Raw genomic sequence first — 18,964 nt, forward strand, 5'->3', positions numbered from 1 at the left:
GTGTCGGTGGGAGCGGTTAGGCTCGATTGACGATCTCTCGTTCCCCAAGGAGGACGCGCATGGCCCGTATCGGTGAAAGCGCTGATCTGTTCAAATGCTCTTTCTGCGGCAAGAGCCAGAAGCAGGTGCAGCAGCTCATCGCTGGCCCCGGGGTGTACATCTGCGACGAGTGCGTCGAACTCTGCAACGAGATCATCGAAGAGCGTATGGCGGAGTCGGCGGGCGGAGCGGTCGCCGAATTCGACCTCCCGAAGCCGCGCGAGATCTTCTCCTTCCTGGAGGAGTACGTCGTGGGCCAAGACCCGGCGAAGCGCGCACTCGCCGTCGCCGTGTACAACCACTACAAGCGCATCCGCGCGCACGGCACCTTGCAGCCCGCCGAGCAGAAGGCCGACGAGGTCGAGATCGCCAAGAGCAACATCCTGCTCATCGGCCCGACCGGCTGCGGCAAGACCTATCTCGCCCAGACGCTGGCGAAGCGACTGAACGTGCCGTTCGCGGTGGCCGACGCCACGGCGCTGACCGAGGCCGGCTACGTCGGTGAAGACGTCGAGAACATCCTTCTCAAGCTCATCCAGGCTGCTGACTACGACGTCAAGCGTGCGGAGATGGGGATCATCTACATCGACGAGGTCGACAAGATCGCTCGCAAGGCCGAGAACCCCTCGATCACGCGTGACGTCTCCGGCGAGGGAGTGCAGCAGGCTCTGCTCAAGATCCTCGAGGGCACCGTGGCATCCGTGCCGCCGCAGGGCGGGCGCAAGCACCCGCACCAGGAGTTCCTGCAGATCGACACCACGAACGTGTTGTTCATCGTGGCAGGCGCTTTCGCCGGCCTGGAGGACATCGTCTCGTCCCGTGTCGGCAAGCACGGGATCGGCTTCGGTGCACCGTTGCACGACAAGGGCAAAGACCTCGACCTCTACAGTGAGGTCCTTCCGGAAGACCTGCACAAGTTCGGTCTCATCCCGGAGTTCATCGGCCGCCTCCCGGTCATCGCCTCGGTGTCACCGCTCGACCAGGACGCCCTGATCGACATCCTCACCGGTCCGCGCAACGCGCTGGTCAAGCAGTACCAGCGGATGTTCGAGATCGACGGAGTCCAGCTGGAGTTCGAAGATGAGGCGCTGCGCTCGATCGCCGACCTCGCCGTCGAACGCAAGACAGGAGCCCGTGGGCTTCGCGCGATCCTCGAAGACGTGCTCGGCCCCATCATGTTCGAGATCCCCTCGACAGAGGACGTCGCCAAGGTCATCGTGACCCGCGCTGCGGTCGACGAGGGCGCCCCGCCCACGCTCGTGATGGAGCGCAAGCGCAAGAGCGCGTGAGCGCGGCGGAGCGAGAGGTCAGGACGCGATCGGCAGGATGAGGTCGGTGCGCAGCTCTTCAGCGGGAACGCTTGGGTCTGAGACGTAGACCTCGATCGATATCCCTCGGATGCTGAGTCCCTGACCGAGCGTCTCCTCGACCAGGCGCATCCACCCGGCGCCGAGCCCGTCGTACGAACCCATGACCGTGGTCGCCGTCGCGGGTCCTGTCGGAAGTGCGGATCCGAGAATCGTGACGCCCGCATCTGTCGTGAGGGGGTGCTCGGGTGCACGCTCGACAGGAAAGCCGAGTTCGAGGTCGAACAGCTCCATCGGGTTGCCGTAGTACACGGCGACGGCGGGGCCCACCGGAGTGAGAGTCCCGTCGGCGAATAGCGCACCGAGCGCCGCGTATCCCGTGTCGAAGGCATCACGCAGGTCGTCGATGCGAATCTGCTCATGGCGGATCACCGCCAGGGTGACGTCACCGACGTCGATGCGGTCGACGGCGGCAAACGGGGCGTCAGGAAAGACGGTCATGGCAGGGGCTCCTTCACGGTCCGGCGGCGATAGCCCCAGTGTAGAACCGCGAGGTCCCTGCGATTCGGAGAACTCTGCGATCAGTCGGCGAGCCCTCGACGCTTCAGCAGCGGAGCGATGTCGGCGTCACGGCCGCGGAAGTCGCGGTAGGCCTCGAGGGGATCCTTCGACCCGCCGACGCCGAGCAGGCGCTGCCGGAACCGGTCTCCGTTGTCACGGGTGAGTCCGCCGTTCTCCCGGAACCACTCGACGGTGTCGGCATCCAGAACCTCGCTCCAGATGTACGAGTAGTACCCCGCGCTGTAGCCTCCGGAGAACACATGCGCGAAGTAGGCCGAGGAGTAGCGGGTCGGCACGGCGGGATTGTCCAGACCGATGTCGGCGAGAGCGGCCGCCTCGAACGCGCCGACATCGTCGACATCCGCATCCGCTGTGCCGAGCCGGTGCCAGGCCTGGTCGATCCAGGCGGCGGCGAGGTACTCGCTCGTGGCGTGGCCCTGGTTGAACGTCTCTGTGGCGCGCAGGCGCTGGACGATGTCGGCGGGGAGAGGCTCGTCGGTGTCGATGTGACGGGCGTACGCGGTCAGCACCTCGGGCCAGAGGATCCACATCTCGTTCACCTGGCTGGGGAACTCGACGAAATCACGGAACACGTTGGTGCCCGCGAAGTGCGGGTAGGTGACGGTCGCGAAGAGCCCATGCAGGGCATGGCCGAACTCGTGGAAGAGAGTGGTGACCTCGTCGAGGGTCAGCAGCGTCGCCTCGCCGTCACCGGGTCGCGGCACGTTGAGGTTGTTCACGACGACGGGCTTCGTGCCCCGCAGCGTCGACTGGCTGACGATCGGATTCATCCACGCGCCCCCGCGCTTGGAATCGCGCGTGTAAAGGTCGAGGATGTACAGGCCGAGAGGGCTTCCGTCTTCATTGAAGACCTCGAAGGTGCGGGCCTCGGGGTGGTAGCTCGGAAGATCAGGGCGTTCTTCGAAGCTCACGCCGTAGAGCAGCGTTGCCGCGCGGAAGACGCCGTCCTGCAGGACGCGCTCGGCCTCGAACCAGGGTCTCAGCGCAGCCGTGTCGATGTCGTAGCGCGCGGTGCGCACCTTCTCCGTGTAGAAGGCCCAGTCGTGAGCCTCGAGTGCGAAGGGAACCGCTTCCGTGTCGTCGATGATCTCCTGCAGTGCAGCCTGCTCAGCGCGGGCGTTGCGGGCGGCGGGCGCGGCCAAATGGCGCAGCATCCGCTCGACAGCCTCCGGGGTGCCCGCGGTCTCGTCGGCGGTGATCGCCGCGGCGTGCGAGGGGTAGCCGAGCAGTTGCGCACGCTCGGCGCGCAAGGAGACGATCTCGCGGAGGGTTGCCCGGTTGTCGTGCACGTTCCCGCGCGAGCCTCGGGCGCGGGAGGCTTCCATGAGGCGTCGACGCGTCTCGCGAACGGTGAGGGATGCGAGAGCGGGATGCCCCGTGAACAGAGGCAGCGTCAGCAGGTAGCCTTCTGCACCGCGGTCGGCGGCGGCGCGGCGGGCAGCGGAGAGCTCTCCCGCAGAAAGCCCCTCGAGTGCGGACGCTTCCGGGAAGAGCACAGCGAGTTCATTGGTGTCGGCGAGCAGATTCTTCTCGAAGGTCGCACTGAGAGTGGAGAGTCGCTGATTGAGCGCGGTGAGCCGCTCTTTGGCCTCATCGTCGAGGGAGGCACCAGCAAGGGTCATCTCACGATGGTGGCGTTCGAGGAGATAGCGTGCCTCAGGGTCGAGCGCGAGCTCGTCGATGCGCTCGTGCAACGTCGATACCCGCCAGTACAGGGCAGAGTCGAGCAGGATCGCATCCTGATGGGCGGCCATCAACGGTGCGAGTGCCTCGTCGATCGCCTGGATCTCGGGCGTCGCGTCGGCCGAACTCACGGTGTAAAAGGCATGCGCAACGCGATCAAGAGTCTCACCACTGCGTTCCAGCGCGACGATCGTGTTGTCGAACGTCGGCATCGAGCGCACACGCGTGATGTTCTGAACCTCTGCGAGGTGCTCGGTGAACGCTGCTTCGAAAGCCGGGAGGTAGTGTTCCGGGCTGATCGACGCGTAGTCGGGGAGCGCGTAGGGGAGTGCCGAAGGCGAGAGCAACGGGTTGGGCGCTTCAGTCATGTCCTGAGCCTACGCGCCCAGTTCGCAAGAATGCAAAGAAAGGCTTGCAAAGAGTTCTTTGCAGAGATATCTTTGCGCTATGACGAAGGAAGAGAAGCCCCAGGTCGCCGCTCCTCGCACGCTCGACCCCGGTGCGCTCAAGGCGCTCGCGCACCCGCTCCGTGTGCGCATCTTCGACGTTCTCAGCACGGCTGGCCCACAGACCGCGAGCTCCCTGGCGGCCATCGTCGGCGAGACATCCGGAGCCACCAGCTACCACCTGCGGGCGCTGGCCGCTCATGATCTCATCCGTGAGGTCCCGGGCCGGGGGACAGGCCGGGAGCGTTGGTGGGAGCGTCCGAAGGTGCGCATCGACTTCGCGGGCCCGAGCGACTCCATGTCGCCGGGAACGAAGGCCGCCGCACAGATCGTCACCGCCGAGTTCCTCCGTCTCCGCCATGAGGCGCTGTTGGCGTACATGCGTCGTTCGGAGTCGGACGAATCGGATGAATCCGACGCGTGGCGAGATGCGCACCTCATCATGACCGCCGGCATCATGATGACGGCCGCGCAGACACAGGAACTGCAGAAGGAGCTGACGGCGGTCGTGGAGAAGGCGATCGAGCGCTACCGAGGGCAGGAAGGCCCCGACGTTCGCCACGTCACCGTGCGTGCCGACGTCTTCGACCTTCCCGTTCCGCACACCCGCGAGCGCACCGCCCGCGCACAAGAGACGGAGGAATCATGACCAGCGCGACGATTCATCTGGTCGCACCCACCTCGGCTGAGCGCGCACTCCTGCGCCTCGCTGCACGGGTGACCGCGCGCGTCGAGCAGCGCGTTGCACGACGCGCAGAGCGCCGGGAGCTCGCACTCGACCGGCTGCGCGAGCGGCAGAGCCGGCGCCCGGAACCTATCCGCTACGAGAGGGTGCTGCAGGACCTCGGCTCGCGCATGCTGTGAGTGAGTCGCGTCAGTCCTCGAACGGCCGCGCGACGACCTCGTCGTCGGCGCCCAGGAAGACCTCCCAGCCGCCATCCCACTCGGCGATCGGCCGGCCTTCCAGCCAGGTGAGGGTCCATGATCCCGTGAGCGGGTCTGCGGATGCCTCGACCTGGCTGATCGCGGGTCGCAGGGCGGCGGGGACGGATGCCGGAGCATCCGTCCCCGCCGCCCAGCGAGTGCCGAGCTGCATCAGCTCTGCTCCGCGGGGGCGAGTTCGATCTCGACGACCGCGAACTCGTCGGCCTCGATGATCTCGAGCTCGGCGATACGACCGACGGCACGCAGGTCGTTGGCCGCGGCGCGCAGCGCCTCGATCTTGGCAGCGGGCGCCGCAATCACGGCACGAGCGACCGGCGTCTTCTGTGAGGCCTTCGCCTCGGTCTTCGCGCGGCGGATGCCGATCAGCGCTTCACTCGCGACGGCGAGCACCGCGGAGTCGCCGTCGAATCCGAGCGGCGTGGGCCATGTGGCGGTGTGGATCGAGCCCTGCTCGAACCACGACCAGGCCTCTTCGGTCGCGAACGACACGACGGGGGCGAGCAGACGCAGCAGCGTCGACAGTGCCGTGCGCAGTGCGAGTGCGGCCGACGCCTGGCCGACATCGGTCTGGTCGTAGGCGCGCTCCTTGACGAGCTCGAGATAGTCGTCGCAGAACGTCCAGAAGAACGCTTCGGTGACTTCCAGTGCCTTCGCCTGGTCGTAGTTCTCGAACGCCGTCGTCGCCTCGCGAACCACGCCGTCGAGCGCGGTGAGCATGGACGCGTCGATGGCGTGGGTGATCTGCGCACCCTCCGGAACCGGGAACGAGAGCACGAACTTCGCCGCGTTCAGGATCTTGATCGCCAGACGGCGTCCGATCTTCACCTGGGTCGGGTTCTGGGGGTCGAAGGCTGCGTCCATGCCGAGGCGGCTGGAGGCTGCCCAGTAGCGCACGGCGTCAGAGCCGTGTGCGTCGAGGATGTCCGCCGGGGTGACGACGTTGCCCTTCGACTTCGACATCTTCTTGCGGTCGGGGTCGACGATGAAGCCGGAGATCGCGGCATCCGTCCACGGTGCACGGTTGTCCTCGAGCACAGAGCGCAACATGGTCGAGAACAGCCAGGTGCGGATGATGTCCTGACCCTGCGGGCGCACGTCGAACGGAGCCGTGAGGTTCCAGAGCTCCTCGTCGCGCTTCCATCCACCGGCGAGCTGCGGCGTCAGCGATGACGTCGCCCAGGTGTCGAGGATGTCGCGCTCGGCGTCGAAGCCGCCGGCCACGCCGCGCTGGTCTTCGGTGTAGCCCGCGGGCACGTCGATCGTCGGATCGATCGGCAGCGCGGCAGCATCCGGGGTCAGAACCCGGTCGTAGTCGCGTTCGCCGTTCTCGTCCAATGCGTACCACAGGGGGATCGGAACGCCGAAGAAGCGCTGACGCGACACGAGCCAGTCGCCGGTGAGGCCGCCGACCCAGTTCTCGTAGCGTACGCGCATGAAGTCGGGGTGCCAGGTCATCTCTCGGCCGTGCTGGACGAGCGTCTCGCGCAGCTGCTCGTCACGGGCGCTGTTGCGGATGTACCACTGGCGCGTCGAGACGATCTCGAGCGGGCGGTCGCCCTTCTCGAAGAACTTCACGGCGTGGTTGAACGGCTTGCCGACGGCTGTCATGTCGCCGGTCTCCTGCAGCTTCTCGACGATCGCCTTGCGTGCGCTGAACACGGTCTTGCCGGCGAGCTCTGCCGCGTACCAGTCGGTCGCCTCGACGCTCGTGATGATCGATGGAGCGTCGGGAAGGAAGCGCCCGTCCAGGCCGATCGTGGTCATATTCGGCAGATCGGCGCCCTCGGTCGTGCGCAGCTCGCGCCACCAGATGATGTCGGTCACGTCACCGAAGGTGCAGACCATGGCAGCGCCCGTGCCCTTGTCGGGCTGCGCGAGGTGGTGGCCGTGGATCTCGATCTCGGCGCCGAAGAACGGCGTGCGCACCTTCGTGCCGATCAGGTGCTTGTGCGGTCCTTCCGGGTGCGTCACGATCGCGATGCACGCGGGAAGCAGCTCTGGGCGCGTCGTCTCGATCGCGATCGAGCCGGAGCCGTCGGCGAAGGGGAACTCGATCGTGTGGAAGGCGGCCTGCTGGTCACGGTCTTCGAGCTCGGCCTGTGCGATCGCGGAGCGGAAGTCGATGTCCCACAGGGTTGGCGCGAGCGACTGGTAGGCCTCGCCGCGCTCGATATTGCGGATGAAGGCGAGCTGGCTCTGACGGATCGTGTCGTCCGAGATCGTTCGGTACGTCTGGGTCCAGTCCACGCTCAGGCCGAGCTGGCGGAACAGCGCCTCGAACTGCTTCTCGTCTTCGATCGTGAGGCGCTCGCAGAGCTCGATGAAGTTGCGGCGGCTGATCGGCAGCTGATCAGCGGCGCGGCTCGACTTGTTGTCGCCACCTTCGAACGGGGGCGTGAAGTCGGCCTCGTAGGGGAGGGAGGGATCGCAGCGCACCCCGTAGTAGTTCTGCACCCGACGCTCGGTGGGCAGGCCGTTGTCGTCCCAGCCCATCGGGTAGAACACCGTCTTACCGCGCATGCGCTCGAAGCGCGCCTTGACGTCGGTGTGCGTGTAGGAGAACACGTGCCCGATGTGCAGGCTGCCGGATGCCGTGGGCGGCGGGGTGTCGATGGAGAAGACACCGGCGCGGCCGGCTTCAGCGGCGCGGATGCGGTCGAACAGGTAGGTGCCCTGCTCCGACCACTGGTCGTTCCACTTCGCTTCGAGACCTTCGAGTGCGGGCTTGTCGGGAATCACTGACATGGAGGTCTCCTTGCGCGATGTGTGCGGCACTGTGTGAGCGTGCCTGAGTGTGGGTTTCGCGCCAGTCTACCCGTGGTGCGCCGGGCGCGGGCGAGAGGCGGCCGGCGGCCGCGTCGACGTGGCCTTACCGGGGGAGAATCGCGATAGATCGACTCGATCCAAGAATTCGACATAGGATTGTGGCAACCCATCCGATCTTCCCGAGGATCCCCATGCCCACTCCGCGTGCTCGTCGTCTTCTCCCGTTCGCTGCCCTGGCAGCATCCGCCGCGCTCCTCCTGAGCGCCTGCGCGTCTCCCGGGGGCTCTGCGGACGGCGGTGGTGAAGTGGTCTGGGGCGTCGACGGCAGCCTCCTCTCGCTCGGTCACCTCGACCCGCAGACGAGCCAGCTCGACATCTCGGCGACCGTGCAGCGCTCGATCCTCGATTCGCTCATCTTCCAGAAGGCAGATGGCTCTTTCGTGCCGTGGCTCGCCACCGACTGGACGATCTCCGACGACAGCACCGAGTACACCTTCACTCTGCGTGAAGACGTCACGTTCCACGACGGCGAGCCCTTCAATGCCGAGGCCGTCAAGGCGAACTTCGATCGCATCGTCGATCCGGCGACCGATTCCGCACAGGCCGCGAGCATGCTGGGCGGTGAGTTCTACGCCGGAACGGATGTCGTCGACGACCACACGGTCCGTGTGCGGTTCACCCAGCCGTATGCGCCGTTCCTGCATGCCGCCAGCACCGCTCAGCTCGGCTTCTTCTCACCGGCTGTGCTGGACGAGTCGGTTGACACACTCAAGGCAGGCGGACCGGATGTGTCGGTGGGCACCGGGCCTTTCGTGCTCACCGACTACACGCCGGATCAGGAGATCGTCTACACGCGCAACGACGACTACACCTGGGCGCCGGAAGGCCTCGAGGCGCCGGCGTTCGAGACGCTTCGGGTGCAGATCCTTCCGGAGGCATCCGTCCGTGCGGGTGTGATCAACTCCGGTGAAGCCGACCTGGTGAGTGAGGTGCCGCCGAACCTGGTGTCGACGATCAACGAGGGCGTCACCGTCGAATCCATCGAGTACCCGGGCCTCCCGTACTCGCTCTACCTGAACGAGAAGTACGGCGTGTTCGCCGACCAGAAGGTGCGCCAGGCCTTCTCTCGCGCCATCGACATCGATGCGGCCGTCGAGGAGATCTATTTCGGTGAGTTCCCGCGTGCGTGGAGCATCCTGGGGCCGACGACTCCCGGCTACGACGCGAGCCTCGAAGGCTCCTGGCCGTTCGATGAGAAGGTCGCGAACCAGCTGCTGGATGAGGCGGGATGGACGACCCGCGACGCGGACGGCATCCGCACCAAGGACGGTGTGCGTCTTTCCGCCCGATGGATCGCGTGGACGCCGATCCCCGACGATCGCGCCGCTCTCGCGAATGCGATCCAGTCCGATCTCGCCAAGGTCGGGTTCGAGCTCGTGCGTGAGGCTCTCGAGCCCGGTGCGTACAACGAGCAGTACGGGCCCAAGACGTTCGATCTGACCGATTGGGGCTTCTCCGGCGTCGATGCCGACCTGCTGCGCAGCCACCTGCACACCGACGGCTTCCAGAACGCATCGCAGGTGAACGACCCCGCGCTCGACGCGCTGCTGGAGCAGGGCATGTCGACGAGCGATGCGGAGGCCCGGGCGAAGATCACAACCGAACTGCAGCAGTGGAACGCCGAGCACGTCGCGATCGTGCCGCTGTATGTGCCCTCGAGCATCACCGCGATCGGGGAGCGCCTCCAGGGCGTCACCTTCGATCTGTACGGGCGACCGCTGTTTTTCGGAGCATCCGTCAAGTAGTCACGTGGGCTCTGCCCTCTCGCGCTGAGCGGGAGGGCAGAGCCGCTACGATGCCCCCGAGAGGTGCGGTGTGATGATCAGAAGGCTCGGCGGGATCGTCGTGTCCGTCGTCGTCGTGCTCTGGGGGGCAGCGACCCTCGCCTTCTTCGCGCTGCGCGTCATCCCGGGGGATCCCGTCGACGTGATGCTCGGTCCGCTCTCTCAGGTGAGCGCGCAAGGACGCGAAGCCCTCCGCGCAGAGCTCGGTCTCGACCAGCCGGTGCTCGTGCAGTACGTGACCTATCTGGGGCAGCTGCTGCGCGGGGATCTCGGTGAGTCATATCAGCTGCGGATGCCGGTCGCAGAGGTTCTCGGCCGCCAGCTCGGTGCGACGCTGCAGCTCACCGCACTCGCGCTGCTGATCGCGGTCGTGCTGGCCCTCGCGGTCGCGATGTTCGCCAGGGGACGCACCTCCCGGGGGATCGTGGCGACGGTCGAACTCGTCGTGCTGTCGTCGCCCGTGTTCTGGATCGGCCTCGTGCTTCTGAGCGTGTTCGCGTTCGGGCTGGGATGGTTCCCCGTGTCAGGGTCGCGCAATCCCGCGACCCTGGTTCTGCCCGCCGTGACGCTCGCGCTGCCCGTCGCCGCGCTTCTCGGCCAGGTGCTCCGCGACGGCATCGAGAGCGCGGAACGTGCACCCTTCGCCCTGACGGTGCGCGCACGCGGAGCGAGCCATGCCCGCCTCACAGCGCGGCACACGCTGCGCCACGGTGCCGCCGGTGCCCTCACTTTGACCGCCTACCTCGTGGGCTCGCTGCTCGGCGGCGCGGTGCTGGTCGAGACCGTGTTCGCGCGTCCCGGCATCGGTCGTGTCGCTCTCGCGGCGATCACGAACCGTGATCTGCCCGTCGTCAGCGGCGTCATCCTGCTGAGCGCCGCAGCCTTCGTCCTCATCAACATCATGGTCGATCTGCTGCATCCGGTGATCGATCCGCGCCTGCGGGAGCGCACCCGATGAGCGTCCGGCAGAAAGTGCTCGTGTTCGCGGCGCTGCTTGTGCTCTCGGTCACCGCATTCGCCGCGCTGTTTCCGCAGGTCATCGCAACGCACGACCCGCTGCAGACGGACGTCCGGGCCGCACTGCAGGCCCCGAGCGCGGAACACCTCTTCGGCACCGATCAGAGCGGACGCGACGTGTTCTCGCGGGTGGTGTACGGCGCGGGTCGTTCGGTCGGCATCGGTCTGCTGGCGACGGGACTCGCGCTGATCGTGGGTCTGCTTCTGGGCTCGCTGTCGGGGATTGCTCCCAAGATCGTGGATGCCACGGCGATGCGTCTCACCGACATCCTGCTGGCGTTTCCGGAGTTCCTGATCGCCCTCATTGTCGTCGCGGTCCTCGGTCCCGGCCCACAGAACGTCGCGATCGCCGTCACCCTCGCTGCCGTGCCGGTGTACGTGAGGCTTGCCCGCGTGCAGACTCGCACGCTTGTGCTGGCCGAGCACGTCGAAGCGGCTCGCATCCTCGGGGTGGCGCCCCTCCAGGCATTCGTGCGCCACGTGCTCCCGGGCGTGCTGGGATCGCTGAGCGTCCTGGCGACGATCGGCATCGGTTCGAGCATCCTCGCCGCCGCGGGGCTCAGCTTCCTCGGGCTTGGCCCCGCCGAACCGGATCCCGAGTGGGGACTCATGCTCGCCGGCGGCCGCAACGTGCTCGCCCAGGCCTGGTGGATCTCCGTCTTCCCCGGAGCGGCGATCACGCTCACCGTCGTGAGCGCGACCGTCCTCGGGCGCATCGCGCGAGCCCGCGCAGAAGGGCGCACCGCATGAGCGTGCACGTACGCGATCTGCGGATCGCCATCGACGGCCGCGTCCTCGTCGACGGGGTCAGCTTCGACGTCGAGCCCGGTGAGTGTCTCGCCATCGTCGGCGAATCCGGCGCGGGCAAGTCCTTGACGGCGGCCGCGCTTCTCGGCCTCGCGCCGCGCGGGAGCGCCGTGCAGGCAGAAGAGCTGAGCGTCGACGGCACGGATGCTCGGGGCTTCCGCGAGCGCGAGTGGCGGGCCATGCGCGGCGACCGCATCGCCCTCGTCTCGCAGGATGCGCTCGTGTCATTGGATCCGCTGCGGGCGATCGGCGCGGAGGTCGCGGAGCCGCTTGAGATCCACACGCAGCTGAGCCGGGAGGCGAGGAAGAAGCGGGTGCAGGAGGTTCTCGCCGCGGTCGCGATGCCGGACCCGGAACGTCGTGCGACGCAGCATCCGCATGAGCTGTCCGGCGGGCTGCGCCAGCGCGCGCTCATCGCTTCCGCCATCGCTGCGGAGCCGCGCATCCTGATCGCGGATGAGCCGACGACCGCGCTCGACGCCACCGTCCAGGCACGTGTGCTGTCGCTTCTGCGCACCATCGCCGATGACGGCATGGCGGTCGTCTTCATCAGCCATGACCTCGCTGCGGTCCGTCGCGTCGCCGATCGAGTGCTGGTGATGAGAGAGGGACGCGTCATCGAGCAGGGGACGGTGGCGCAGATTCTGACCGCGCCGACTGACGAGTACACGCGCGCTCTGGTGGCGGCGTCCCGGCATCGTCCGCTGTCGGCACCGTCGGGGGAACGCGTGATGCTCGCAACGGCGGAGGGGCTCACTCGGCGATTCGGTGCGATGACCGCCGTCGATGGCGCCTCCTTCACGCTGTCGCGCGGCGGCACTCTCGGCATCGTGGGTGAGTCGGGTTCGGGCAAGACGACGCTCGCGCGGATGCTGGTCGGCGTCGATCGTCCCGACGCCGGGGCGCTGAGCTGGGATCAGCCGGTGCGGGTGCAGCTCGTGCACCAGAACCCGCTCGGTGCGTTCGACCCCCGCTGGACGATCGAGCGGTCACTCGGCGAAGCGCTGGCTGCGGGAGGCGTGTCCCGCGGCGCACGGTCGGCGCGCACGGCAGAGCTTTTGCAGGAGGTCGGACTGGATCCCGCGCTCGGCCACCGCCGTCCGCATCAGCTCTCCGGCGGACAGCGTCAGCGTGCGGCGATCGCGCGTGCCCTGGCCGCAAGCCCGACGGTTCTCGTGCTGGATGAACCGGTCTCGGCCCTGGACGCGACGGTGCGTGAACGCGTGCTGGAGCTCCTTCGGCGGCTGCAGGAGGAGCGCGCGCTCACGATGGTGTTCGTATCGCATGACCTCGATGTGGTTGCCGCGATTGCGGAGGACGTCCTCGTCATGCAGGACGGACGCATCGTCGAGCAGGGGCCGACGGCATCGATCTTCGCTGCACCGCAGCATCCGTTCACGCGGGAGCTGCTGGCGGCCGGCCGCTGAGCTTCAGGGCAGGACCTGGATGCCGGCGGTGCGCGCGAAGGCCGTGGCGAGGCGCTCGACCTGCAGCACACTCATCGTCGTTCCGCGCAGGCTGTTCGTGTCGAGGTAGGCCGCGGCATCGAGGCCTCGAAGGTCAAGGTCGCTCGCGCGCATCCCACCCGTGTCGACTTCGTCGGCGTCGCTACGCTCGAATGCCAGGCGTGCGATCTCCGCCTGCGGCATGTCGAGCGCGCGCACACGACAGTCTTCGATCAGCACGTCATGCAGACGGGCGCCGCCGAAGGTCAGGTACTCCACACGCAGATCGCGCAGGGTGAGCTCGCTGACGCGCGTGCCGCTCAGGTCGAGTGTGCCGATGCGCCCGCCGCTGATGCGCACACGGCGAAGGTTCGCGTTGCGCAGCACGAGAGTCGTGGCACGGACATCCGTTGCGTCGACATCGACGAGGGTCGCACCGGTGAGGTCGATCGAGTCGGCATCTGCCGAGAACGCGCACTGGTCGAGGTCGGCGTAGGCCAGATCGACGTCGCCCGTGAGGCTCAGCTGCGCAGCGGTGAGCTGGGCTCGTCGTGCAGGCTGGGCGGGGGTGAGGGTCGCGGGAAGATCCGGGGCGGACACACGAGGGGCGGTCGGGGAGTCGTTCTTGCGAGCCATGCGTCGAGCGTACGGGTGGCTGCGGACATCGCCCCGCGCGATCAGGCCATCGCCCTGCAGAGGATCTGCGTACAATAGCCGGACCAGCTTTGATCCGGCCATCACCGGGGAGCTCTCGGAAGAACGGTCGCACGACTCAGTAGAACCGAGCGGGGCAGGCCCGTCATCGCCGCAGTGAGAGTGGCACCGGATGCGACGTATCCGATGCACGCGAGGTGGTACCGCGGTCCGTCGTCGAAGTTCGGCACAGGGTCGTCCTCGCAGAGATCGCCACACGACAACTGCGAGACACGATGACCTACCCGCGTTCCTCCGCCTTCGGCCCCGCCGCCGACGTCGCCCCGAGCCCGCGCTTCCCGAAGATCGAGCGCGAGGTGCTCGACTTCTGGCAGGCCGACGACACCTTCCGCGCGTCGATCGCGCAGCGCGAGGGCGCACCGGAGTGGGTCTTCTACGACGGCCCGCCGTTCGCCAATGGGCTGCCCCACTACGGGCACCTGCTCACGGGCTACGCGAAGGATGTCTTCCCGCGATTCCAGACGATGACGGGCCACAAGGTCGATCGTGTGTTCGGCTGGGACACGCACGGTCTTCCCGCCGAACTCGAGGCGATGAAGCAGCTCGGCATCACCGAGAAGAGCGAGATCGAAGAGATGGGGATCGACGTCTTCAACGCGAAGGCGAAGGACTCCGTGCTCGCGTACACGCACGAGTGGCAGGACTACGTCACCCGTCAGGCGCGCTGGGTCGACTTCGATCGCGGCTACAAGACGCTCGATCTCGGGTACATGGAGAGCGTGCTCTGGGCTTTCAAGACGCTCTACGACAAGGGGCTCGCCTACGAGGGGCACCGTGTCCTGCCGTACTGCTGGCGCGATGAGACACCGCTGTCCGCGCACGAGCTGCGCATGGATGACGACGTCTACCAGATGCGTCAGGACCCGTCGGTCACCGTCACCTTCCCGCTCACGGGTGCGAAGGCCGAGTCGCTCGGACTGACGAACGTGCGCGCACTCGCCTGGACGACGACGCCATGGACGCTCCCCACCAACCTCGCCCTCGCCGTCGGTCCCTCGATCGAATACGTCGTCGTGCCCGCCGGACCGAACGGCGCGGCCGATGTGCACGCCGCGGCCGGGTCGGATGACGCTGTCGTCGAAGCATCCGCGCATGAGTACCTGCTCGCACGCGAACTGCTCGGCGGCTATGCCAAGGATCTCGGCTACGAGAGCGCAGACGACGCCGCGGCGGCGATCACAGCGACCCACCTCGGTTCGGCGCTGGCGGATGTCACCTACGACCGTCTCTTCGACTACTACGCGGATGCCGAGACGTGGGGCACCGAGAACGCCTGGCGCATCCTCGTCGATGACTACGTCACGACCAGCGACGGCACCGGCATCGTGCACCAGGCCCCGGCCTACGGTGAAGACGACCAGCGTCTCGCGAACGCGGCCGGCATCCCGACGATCATCTCGCTCGACGACGGCGGGCGCTTCCTCCCGCAGGTGACGGACGTCGCCGGTGAGCTGTGGATGGACGGCAACACGCCGCTTGTCCGCCTGCTGCGCGCAGACGGCCGCCTCGTCCGGCTGCAGAGCTACGAGCACTCGTACCCGCACTGCTGGCGCTGCCGCAACCCCCTGATCTATAAGGCCGTGTCGAGCTGGTTCATCCGCGTCACCGACATCAAGGACGACCTGCTCGCGAACAACGAGCAGATCACCTGGGTGCCCGAGAACGTCAAGCACGGACAGTTCGGCAAGTGGCTTGAGGGCGCCCGTGACTGGTCCATCAGCCGCAACCGGTACTGGGGCTCGCCCATCCCGATCTGGAAGAGCGACGACCCCGAGTACCCGCGCGTCGACGCCTACGGCTCGCTGGAGGAGCTCGAGCGTGATTTCGGCACGCTGCCGCGCAACCCCGAGGGCGAGATCGATCTGCACCGCCCGTACATCGACGACCTGACGCGCCCCAACCCCGACGACCCCACCGGCAAGAGCACGATGCGCCGCATCGAAGACGTCTTCGACGTGTGGTTCGACTCGGGGTCGATGCCGTACGCACAGGTGCACTACCCGTTCGAGAACCAGGAGTGGTTCGACTCGCACTCGCCGGCCGACTTCATCGTCGAGTACATCGGGCAGACCCGCGGCTGGTTCTACGTCATGCACGTGCTCTCGACCGCGCTCTTCGATCGCCCGGCGTTCACGGGTGTGAGCTGCCACGGCATCGTGCTGGGCAACGACGGGTACAAGATGTCGAAGTCGCTGCGCAACTATCCGGATGTCTCGGAGGTCTTCGACCGAGACGGGTCGGATGCGATGCGCTGGTTCCTCATGTCGAGCTCCGTGCTGCGCGGCGGCAACCTCTCGGTCACCGAGGAGGGCATCCGCGCCGGCGTCCGTGAGTTCCTGCTGCCGCTGTGGAGCTCGTGGTACTTCTTCTCGACCTACGCGAACGCCGCCGGCGGCGCGGGTGGCGAGGGCTACGAGGCATCCTGGCGCACGGATTCGACCGACGTGCTCGACCGCTACATCCTGTCCCGTCTCGGTGACCTCGTGCGCGAGGTCCACGCCGATCTCACGGGTCTCGACTCGACCACGGCGTCTGCGCGTCTGCGTGACTTCGTCGAGGTGCTCACGAACTGGTACATCCGACGTTCGCGCGACCGCTTCTGGGTGGGCGTGAACGACGATCCGAAGAGCCGCGAGGCCTTCGACACTCTCTACACGGTGCTGGAGACGCTGACCCGTGTCGCGGCTCCGCTTGTCCCGCTCATCAGCGAGCGCGTCTGGCAGGGTCTCACCGGTGGACGCAGCGTGCATCTGCAGGACTGGCCGGACGCTGCGCAGTTCCCGGATGCCGCGGATATCGCCGACGCGATGGACGCTGTGCGCGAGCTGTCGAGCGTGGGCAACGCCCTGCGCAAGAAGGAGGGGCTGCGCGTTCGTCTGCCGCTCGCACGCTTCACGGTCGTCTCGGCGCAGGCCGATGCTCTCGCGCAGTTCGAGGACATCCTCCGCGAGGAACTCAACGTGAAGAGCGTCGAGCTCGTCGTCCTGGGTGAGAGCACGGCCGCCGAGTACGGCATCAGCCACCGTCTGAGCGTGAACGCCCGTGCCGCAGGACCGCGTCTGGGCAAGAACGTCCAGCACGTGATCAAGGCCGCAAAGGCAGGTCTGTGGACCGAAGAGGGCGGCGTCGTCACGGCCGACGGCATCGCGCTGGAGCCGCACGAGTACGAGCTCGCGCTCGAGACCTCGGGACGTCCCGAGGGCGAGGCTCTGGCCGTCGTGCCGAGCGGTGGCTTCGTGCTGCTCGACACGACCACGACGCCGGAGCTGGAAGCCGAAGGTCTTGCGCGCGATGCGATTCGCATCGTGCAGGAGGCCCGCAAGAACGCCGGCCTCGAGGTCAGCGACCGCATCGTGCTCGCTCTGAACGCGGATGCTGCCGAGGCCGCTGCCCTCCAGCAGCACGCCGATCTCATCGCCGCCGAGACGCTCGCGGTGGGCTTCGCCGTGCAGGTGACCGAGAACACCGATGCGCTGGTCGATGAGGTCAGGAATCCCGGAGACGGCGTGTTCTGCTCCGGTGCCCGCGCGCTCGGGGTGGGTAAGGCGGCTCTCATCGTCACGATCGACACGAACGCCGTGGAGGTTGCCTCATGAGCGATCAGGATCGCGCCGACGCCGTCTACGAGACGCTGCTGAGCCGCGCGGGGGAGCGCTGGGTACAGCCCCGCAAGGAGCGCACCGCTCGGCTGCTCGAACTGCTGGGCGACCCGCAGAGCACCTACCGCGTCGTGCACATCACCGGCACGAACGGCAAAACCTCGACGGCGCGCATGATCGAGAGCCTGTTGCGCGCGCACGGGCTGCGCACCGGGTTGTTCACGAGCCCCCACCTGGAGCGCTTCACTGAGCGGATCATGATCGACGGCGAGCCGATCCAGGACGCCGCGGTCGCCGACGCCTGGGAAGACATCGAGCCGTTCGTCGGGCTCGTCGACGCCGAGCTGGCGGCGGCCGGTGAAGAGCCCCTGACGTTCTTCGAGCTGCTGACCGCACTGGCGTTCGCCGCTGCTGCGGATGCTCCGGTCGACGTCCTCGTTCTCGAGGTCGGGATGGGCGGCGCCTGGGATTCCACCAACACCGCCGATGGCGATGTCGCGGTCTTCGCGCCGATCGACATCGATCACGCCGACCGCCTCGGTGACACGATCGCGAAGATCGCCGAGGTGAAGGCCGGGATCATCAAGGACGGCGCCGCGGTCGTCTCCGCGCGACAGACCCCGGAGGCGGAGGCGGTGCTGCGGCGGGTGGCGGCCGAGCGCGGCGCATCCATCGCCTTCGAAGGCCAGGACTTCGCGCTGCGTGAACAGCGTCTGGCGGTCGGCGGGCAGCAGATCAGCCTGCAGGGTCTCGCAGGGGAGTATGCCGAGGAGTACCTGCCGCTGTACGGTGCGCACCAGGGCTTCAACGCGACGCTGGCGATCGCCGCGGTCGAATCGCTCATCGGAGGTGCGACCAAGCCGATCGCGGCCGACATCGTCGCCGACGGCCTGCAGGGAACCACGTCGCCGGGGCGTCTCCAGCTCCTCGGCATCGCACCGACAGTGATCGTCGATGCGGCGCACAATCCGCACGGCGCACGTGCCCTGGCGGAGGCGCTTCGCGACAACTTCGACTTCGACGAGTGGGGCATCGTTCTCGGTGTGCTCGCCGACAAGGACGCAGAAGGCATCGTGGCGGCGCTCGCACCCGCCGCGACGCACATCTTCGCGACCGCGCCCGACTCCGATCGGGCGAATGACGCCGACGCCATCGCTGACCTCGTCGAGGCCGCCGGTCAACGCGTGACGGTGCACCCGTCGCTCCAGGATGCGGCCGATGCCGCCCGGGAGTGGGCCGCCTCGGCTGATCGACGCGCCGTGGTGATCGCCGGGTCTGTCGTCCTCGCAGGGCAGGCTATCGCACTGGCCGAGTCTGAGGACTGGAAGAGCGGATGGCGCGCATGAGTGAAGCATCGGCGACTCCGCGCCGCCGCGCGCCCCGTGGCCTGGCGGCGAAGCTCGGCGCCGTCGTCCTCGGGTTCGAGGCCGTCGTCGTCGGACTCGGCGGGCTGACCGTCTTCGGCCTTCGCGCCCTGCCTGCCGGGATCGAACCCTGGTGGGCGATCGTCGGCGGTGGCGTCATCGCCATCGCCATGATCATCACGGCCGGCCGCGTGCACACCCGCGGCGGTGTCATCGCCGGATGGACGCTCCAGGTGATCGTCGCCCTCGGCGGATTCCTCGTTCCCGCGGTCGCCTTCATCGCCGTCGTCTTCGGCGGAATGTGGGCCTATGCGATGATCGCCGGCGGACGCACCGACCGCGAAGCGGCACGTGCCCAGGCCGACAGCTGAACCGACACCTTTCGAATTCGACACAGAGAGTGAAT

The 18,964-nt window shown here is 67.4% G+C and carries 15 protein-coding genes; 10 read left to right on the plus strand and 5 right to left on the minus strand.

Annotated features, from left to right (window positions below):
• Window positions 1-59: 59 nt before the first annotated feature.
• Window positions 60-1,328, plus strand: coding sequence for an ATP-dependent Clp protease ATP-binding subunit ClpX (gene clpX / locus JOD62_RS13675; RefSeq protein WP_204939793.1), 1,269 nt, complete (start codon window positions 60-62; stop codon window positions 1,326-1,328).
• 18 nt (window positions 1,329-1,346) lie between these two features.
• On the opposite strand, the gene JOD62_RS13680 is transcribed toward clpX, so the two are convergent.
• Both JOD62_RS13680 and JOD62_RS13685 read right to left on the minus strand, forming a co-directional pair.
• A complete protein-coding gene (locus JOD62_RS13680; protein ID WP_204939794.1) occupies window positions 1,347-1,847 on the minus strand; it encodes a GyrI-like domain-containing protein in 501 nt (166 codons plus the stop codon).
• Window positions 1,848-1,927: 80 nt separating this feature from the next.
• Complete coding sequence (locus tag JOD62_RS13685) at window positions 1,928-3,979, minus strand: M3 family metallopeptidase (RefSeq protein WP_204939795.1); 2,052 nt, start codon at window positions 3,977-3,979, stop codon at window positions 1,928-1,930.
• 79 nt (window positions 3,980-4,058) lie between these two features.
• On the opposite strand from JOD62_RS13685, the gene JOD62_RS13690 reads away from it, so the two are divergent.
• Both JOD62_RS13690 and JOD62_RS13695 read left to right on the plus strand, forming a co-directional pair.
• The gene (locus tag JOD62_RS13690; protein WP_204939796.1) at window positions 4,059-4,706 is read left to right on the plus strand and encodes an ArsR/SmtB family transcription factor; all 648 of its coding nucleotides are present in this window, start codon (window positions 4,059-4,061) and stop codon (window positions 4,704-4,706) included.
• A complete protein-coding gene (locus JOD62_RS13695) occupies window positions 4,703-4,921 on the plus strand; it encodes a hypothetical protein (protein ID WP_204939797.1) in 219 nt (72 codons plus the stop codon). The genes JOD62_RS13690 and JOD62_RS13695 overlap by 4 nt, the downstream gene beginning before the upstream one ends.
• Window positions 4,922-4,931: 10 nt before the next feature.
• Here the strand turns inward: JOD62_RS13695 and JOD62_RS13700 are convergent, their stop codons facing one another.
• Complete coding sequence (locus JOD62_RS13700) at window positions 4,932-5,153, minus strand: hypothetical protein (protein WP_204939798.1); 222 nt, start codon at window positions 5,151-5,153, stop codon at window positions 4,932-4,934.
• On the minus strand, window positions 5,153-7,747 hold the full coding sequence (gene valS, locus JOD62_RS13705; protein ID WP_204939799.1) for a valine--tRNA ligase: 2,595 nt from the start codon (window positions 7,745-7,747) through the stop codon (window positions 5,153-5,155). Before valS ends, JOD62_RS13700 begins: the two co-directional genes overlap by 1 nt.
• 212 nt (window positions 7,748-7,959) lie before the next feature.
• Between valS and JOD62_RS13710 the strand changes: the two genes are divergently transcribed.
• The 4 genes from JOD62_RS13710 (at window position 7,960) to JOD62_RS13725 (ending at window position 12,863) form a co-directional block, all read left to right on the plus strand.
• Window positions 7,960-9,573, plus strand: a complete 1,614-nt coding sequence (locus JOD62_RS13710; protein WP_204939800.1) for an ABC transporter substrate-binding protein — start codon at window positions 7,960-7,962, stop codon at window positions 9,571-9,573.
• Between the two features lie 73 nt (window positions 9,574-9,646).
• Window positions 9,647-10,570: an ABC transporter permease gene (locus JOD62_RS13715; protein ID WP_204939801.1), complete on the plus strand. Its 924-nt coding sequence runs from the start codon at window positions 9,647-9,649 to the stop codon at window positions 10,568-10,570.
• Entirely contained in the window at window positions 10,567-11,379 is an 813-nt protein-coding gene (locus tag JOD62_RS13720; RefSeq protein ID WP_204939802.1) for an ABC transporter permease, read from the plus strand. The genes JOD62_RS13715 and JOD62_RS13720 overlap by 4 nt, the downstream gene beginning before the upstream one ends.
• Complete coding sequence (locus JOD62_RS13725; RefSeq protein ID WP_204939803.1) at window positions 11,376-12,863, plus strand: dipeptide ABC transporter ATP-binding protein; 1,488 nt, start codon at window positions 11,376-11,378, stop codon at window positions 12,861-12,863. Before JOD62_RS13720 ends, JOD62_RS13725 begins: the two co-directional genes overlap by 4 nt.
• A gap of 3 nt (window positions 12,864-12,866) precedes the next feature.
• Here JOD62_RS13725 and JOD62_RS13730 read toward each other — a convergent pair whose 3' ends face one another.
• Complete coding sequence (locus JOD62_RS13730; RefSeq protein WP_204939804.1) at window positions 12,867-13,517, minus strand: pentapeptide repeat-containing protein; 651 nt, start codon at window positions 13,515-13,517, stop codon at window positions 12,867-12,869.
• A 293-nt stretch (window positions 13,518-13,810) separates the two neighbouring features.
• Here JOD62_RS13730 and ileS point away from each other — a divergent pair, with 293 nt between their 5' ends.
• From ileS to JOD62_RS13745, 3 genes are read left to right on the plus strand one after another with little or no spacing between them, the layout of a single operon-like run.
• Entirely contained in the window at window positions 13,811-17,191 is a 3,381-nt protein-coding gene (gene ileS, locus JOD62_RS13735) for an isoleucine--tRNA ligase (RefSeq protein ID WP_204939805.1), read from the plus strand.
• Window positions 17,188-18,540, plus strand: coding sequence for a bifunctional folylpolyglutamate synthase/dihydrofolate synthase (locus JOD62_RS13740; protein WP_204939806.1), 1,353 nt, complete (start codon window positions 17,188-17,190; stop codon window positions 18,538-18,540). The genes ileS and JOD62_RS13740 overlap by 4 nt, the downstream gene beginning before the upstream one ends.
• Complete coding sequence (locus tag JOD62_RS13745) at window positions 18,537-18,929, plus strand: DUF4233 domain-containing protein (protein WP_239526719.1); 393 nt, start codon at window positions 18,537-18,539, stop codon at window positions 18,927-18,929. The genes JOD62_RS13740 and JOD62_RS13745 overlap by 4 nt, the downstream gene beginning before the upstream one ends.
• Window positions 18,930-18,964: the final 35 nt, after the last annotated feature.

The sequence above is a fragment of the Microbacterium keratanolyticum genome, assembly GCF_016907255.1.
GTDB lineage: Bacteria > Actinomycetota > Actinomycetes > Actinomycetales > Microbacteriaceae > Microbacterium > Microbacterium keratanolyticum.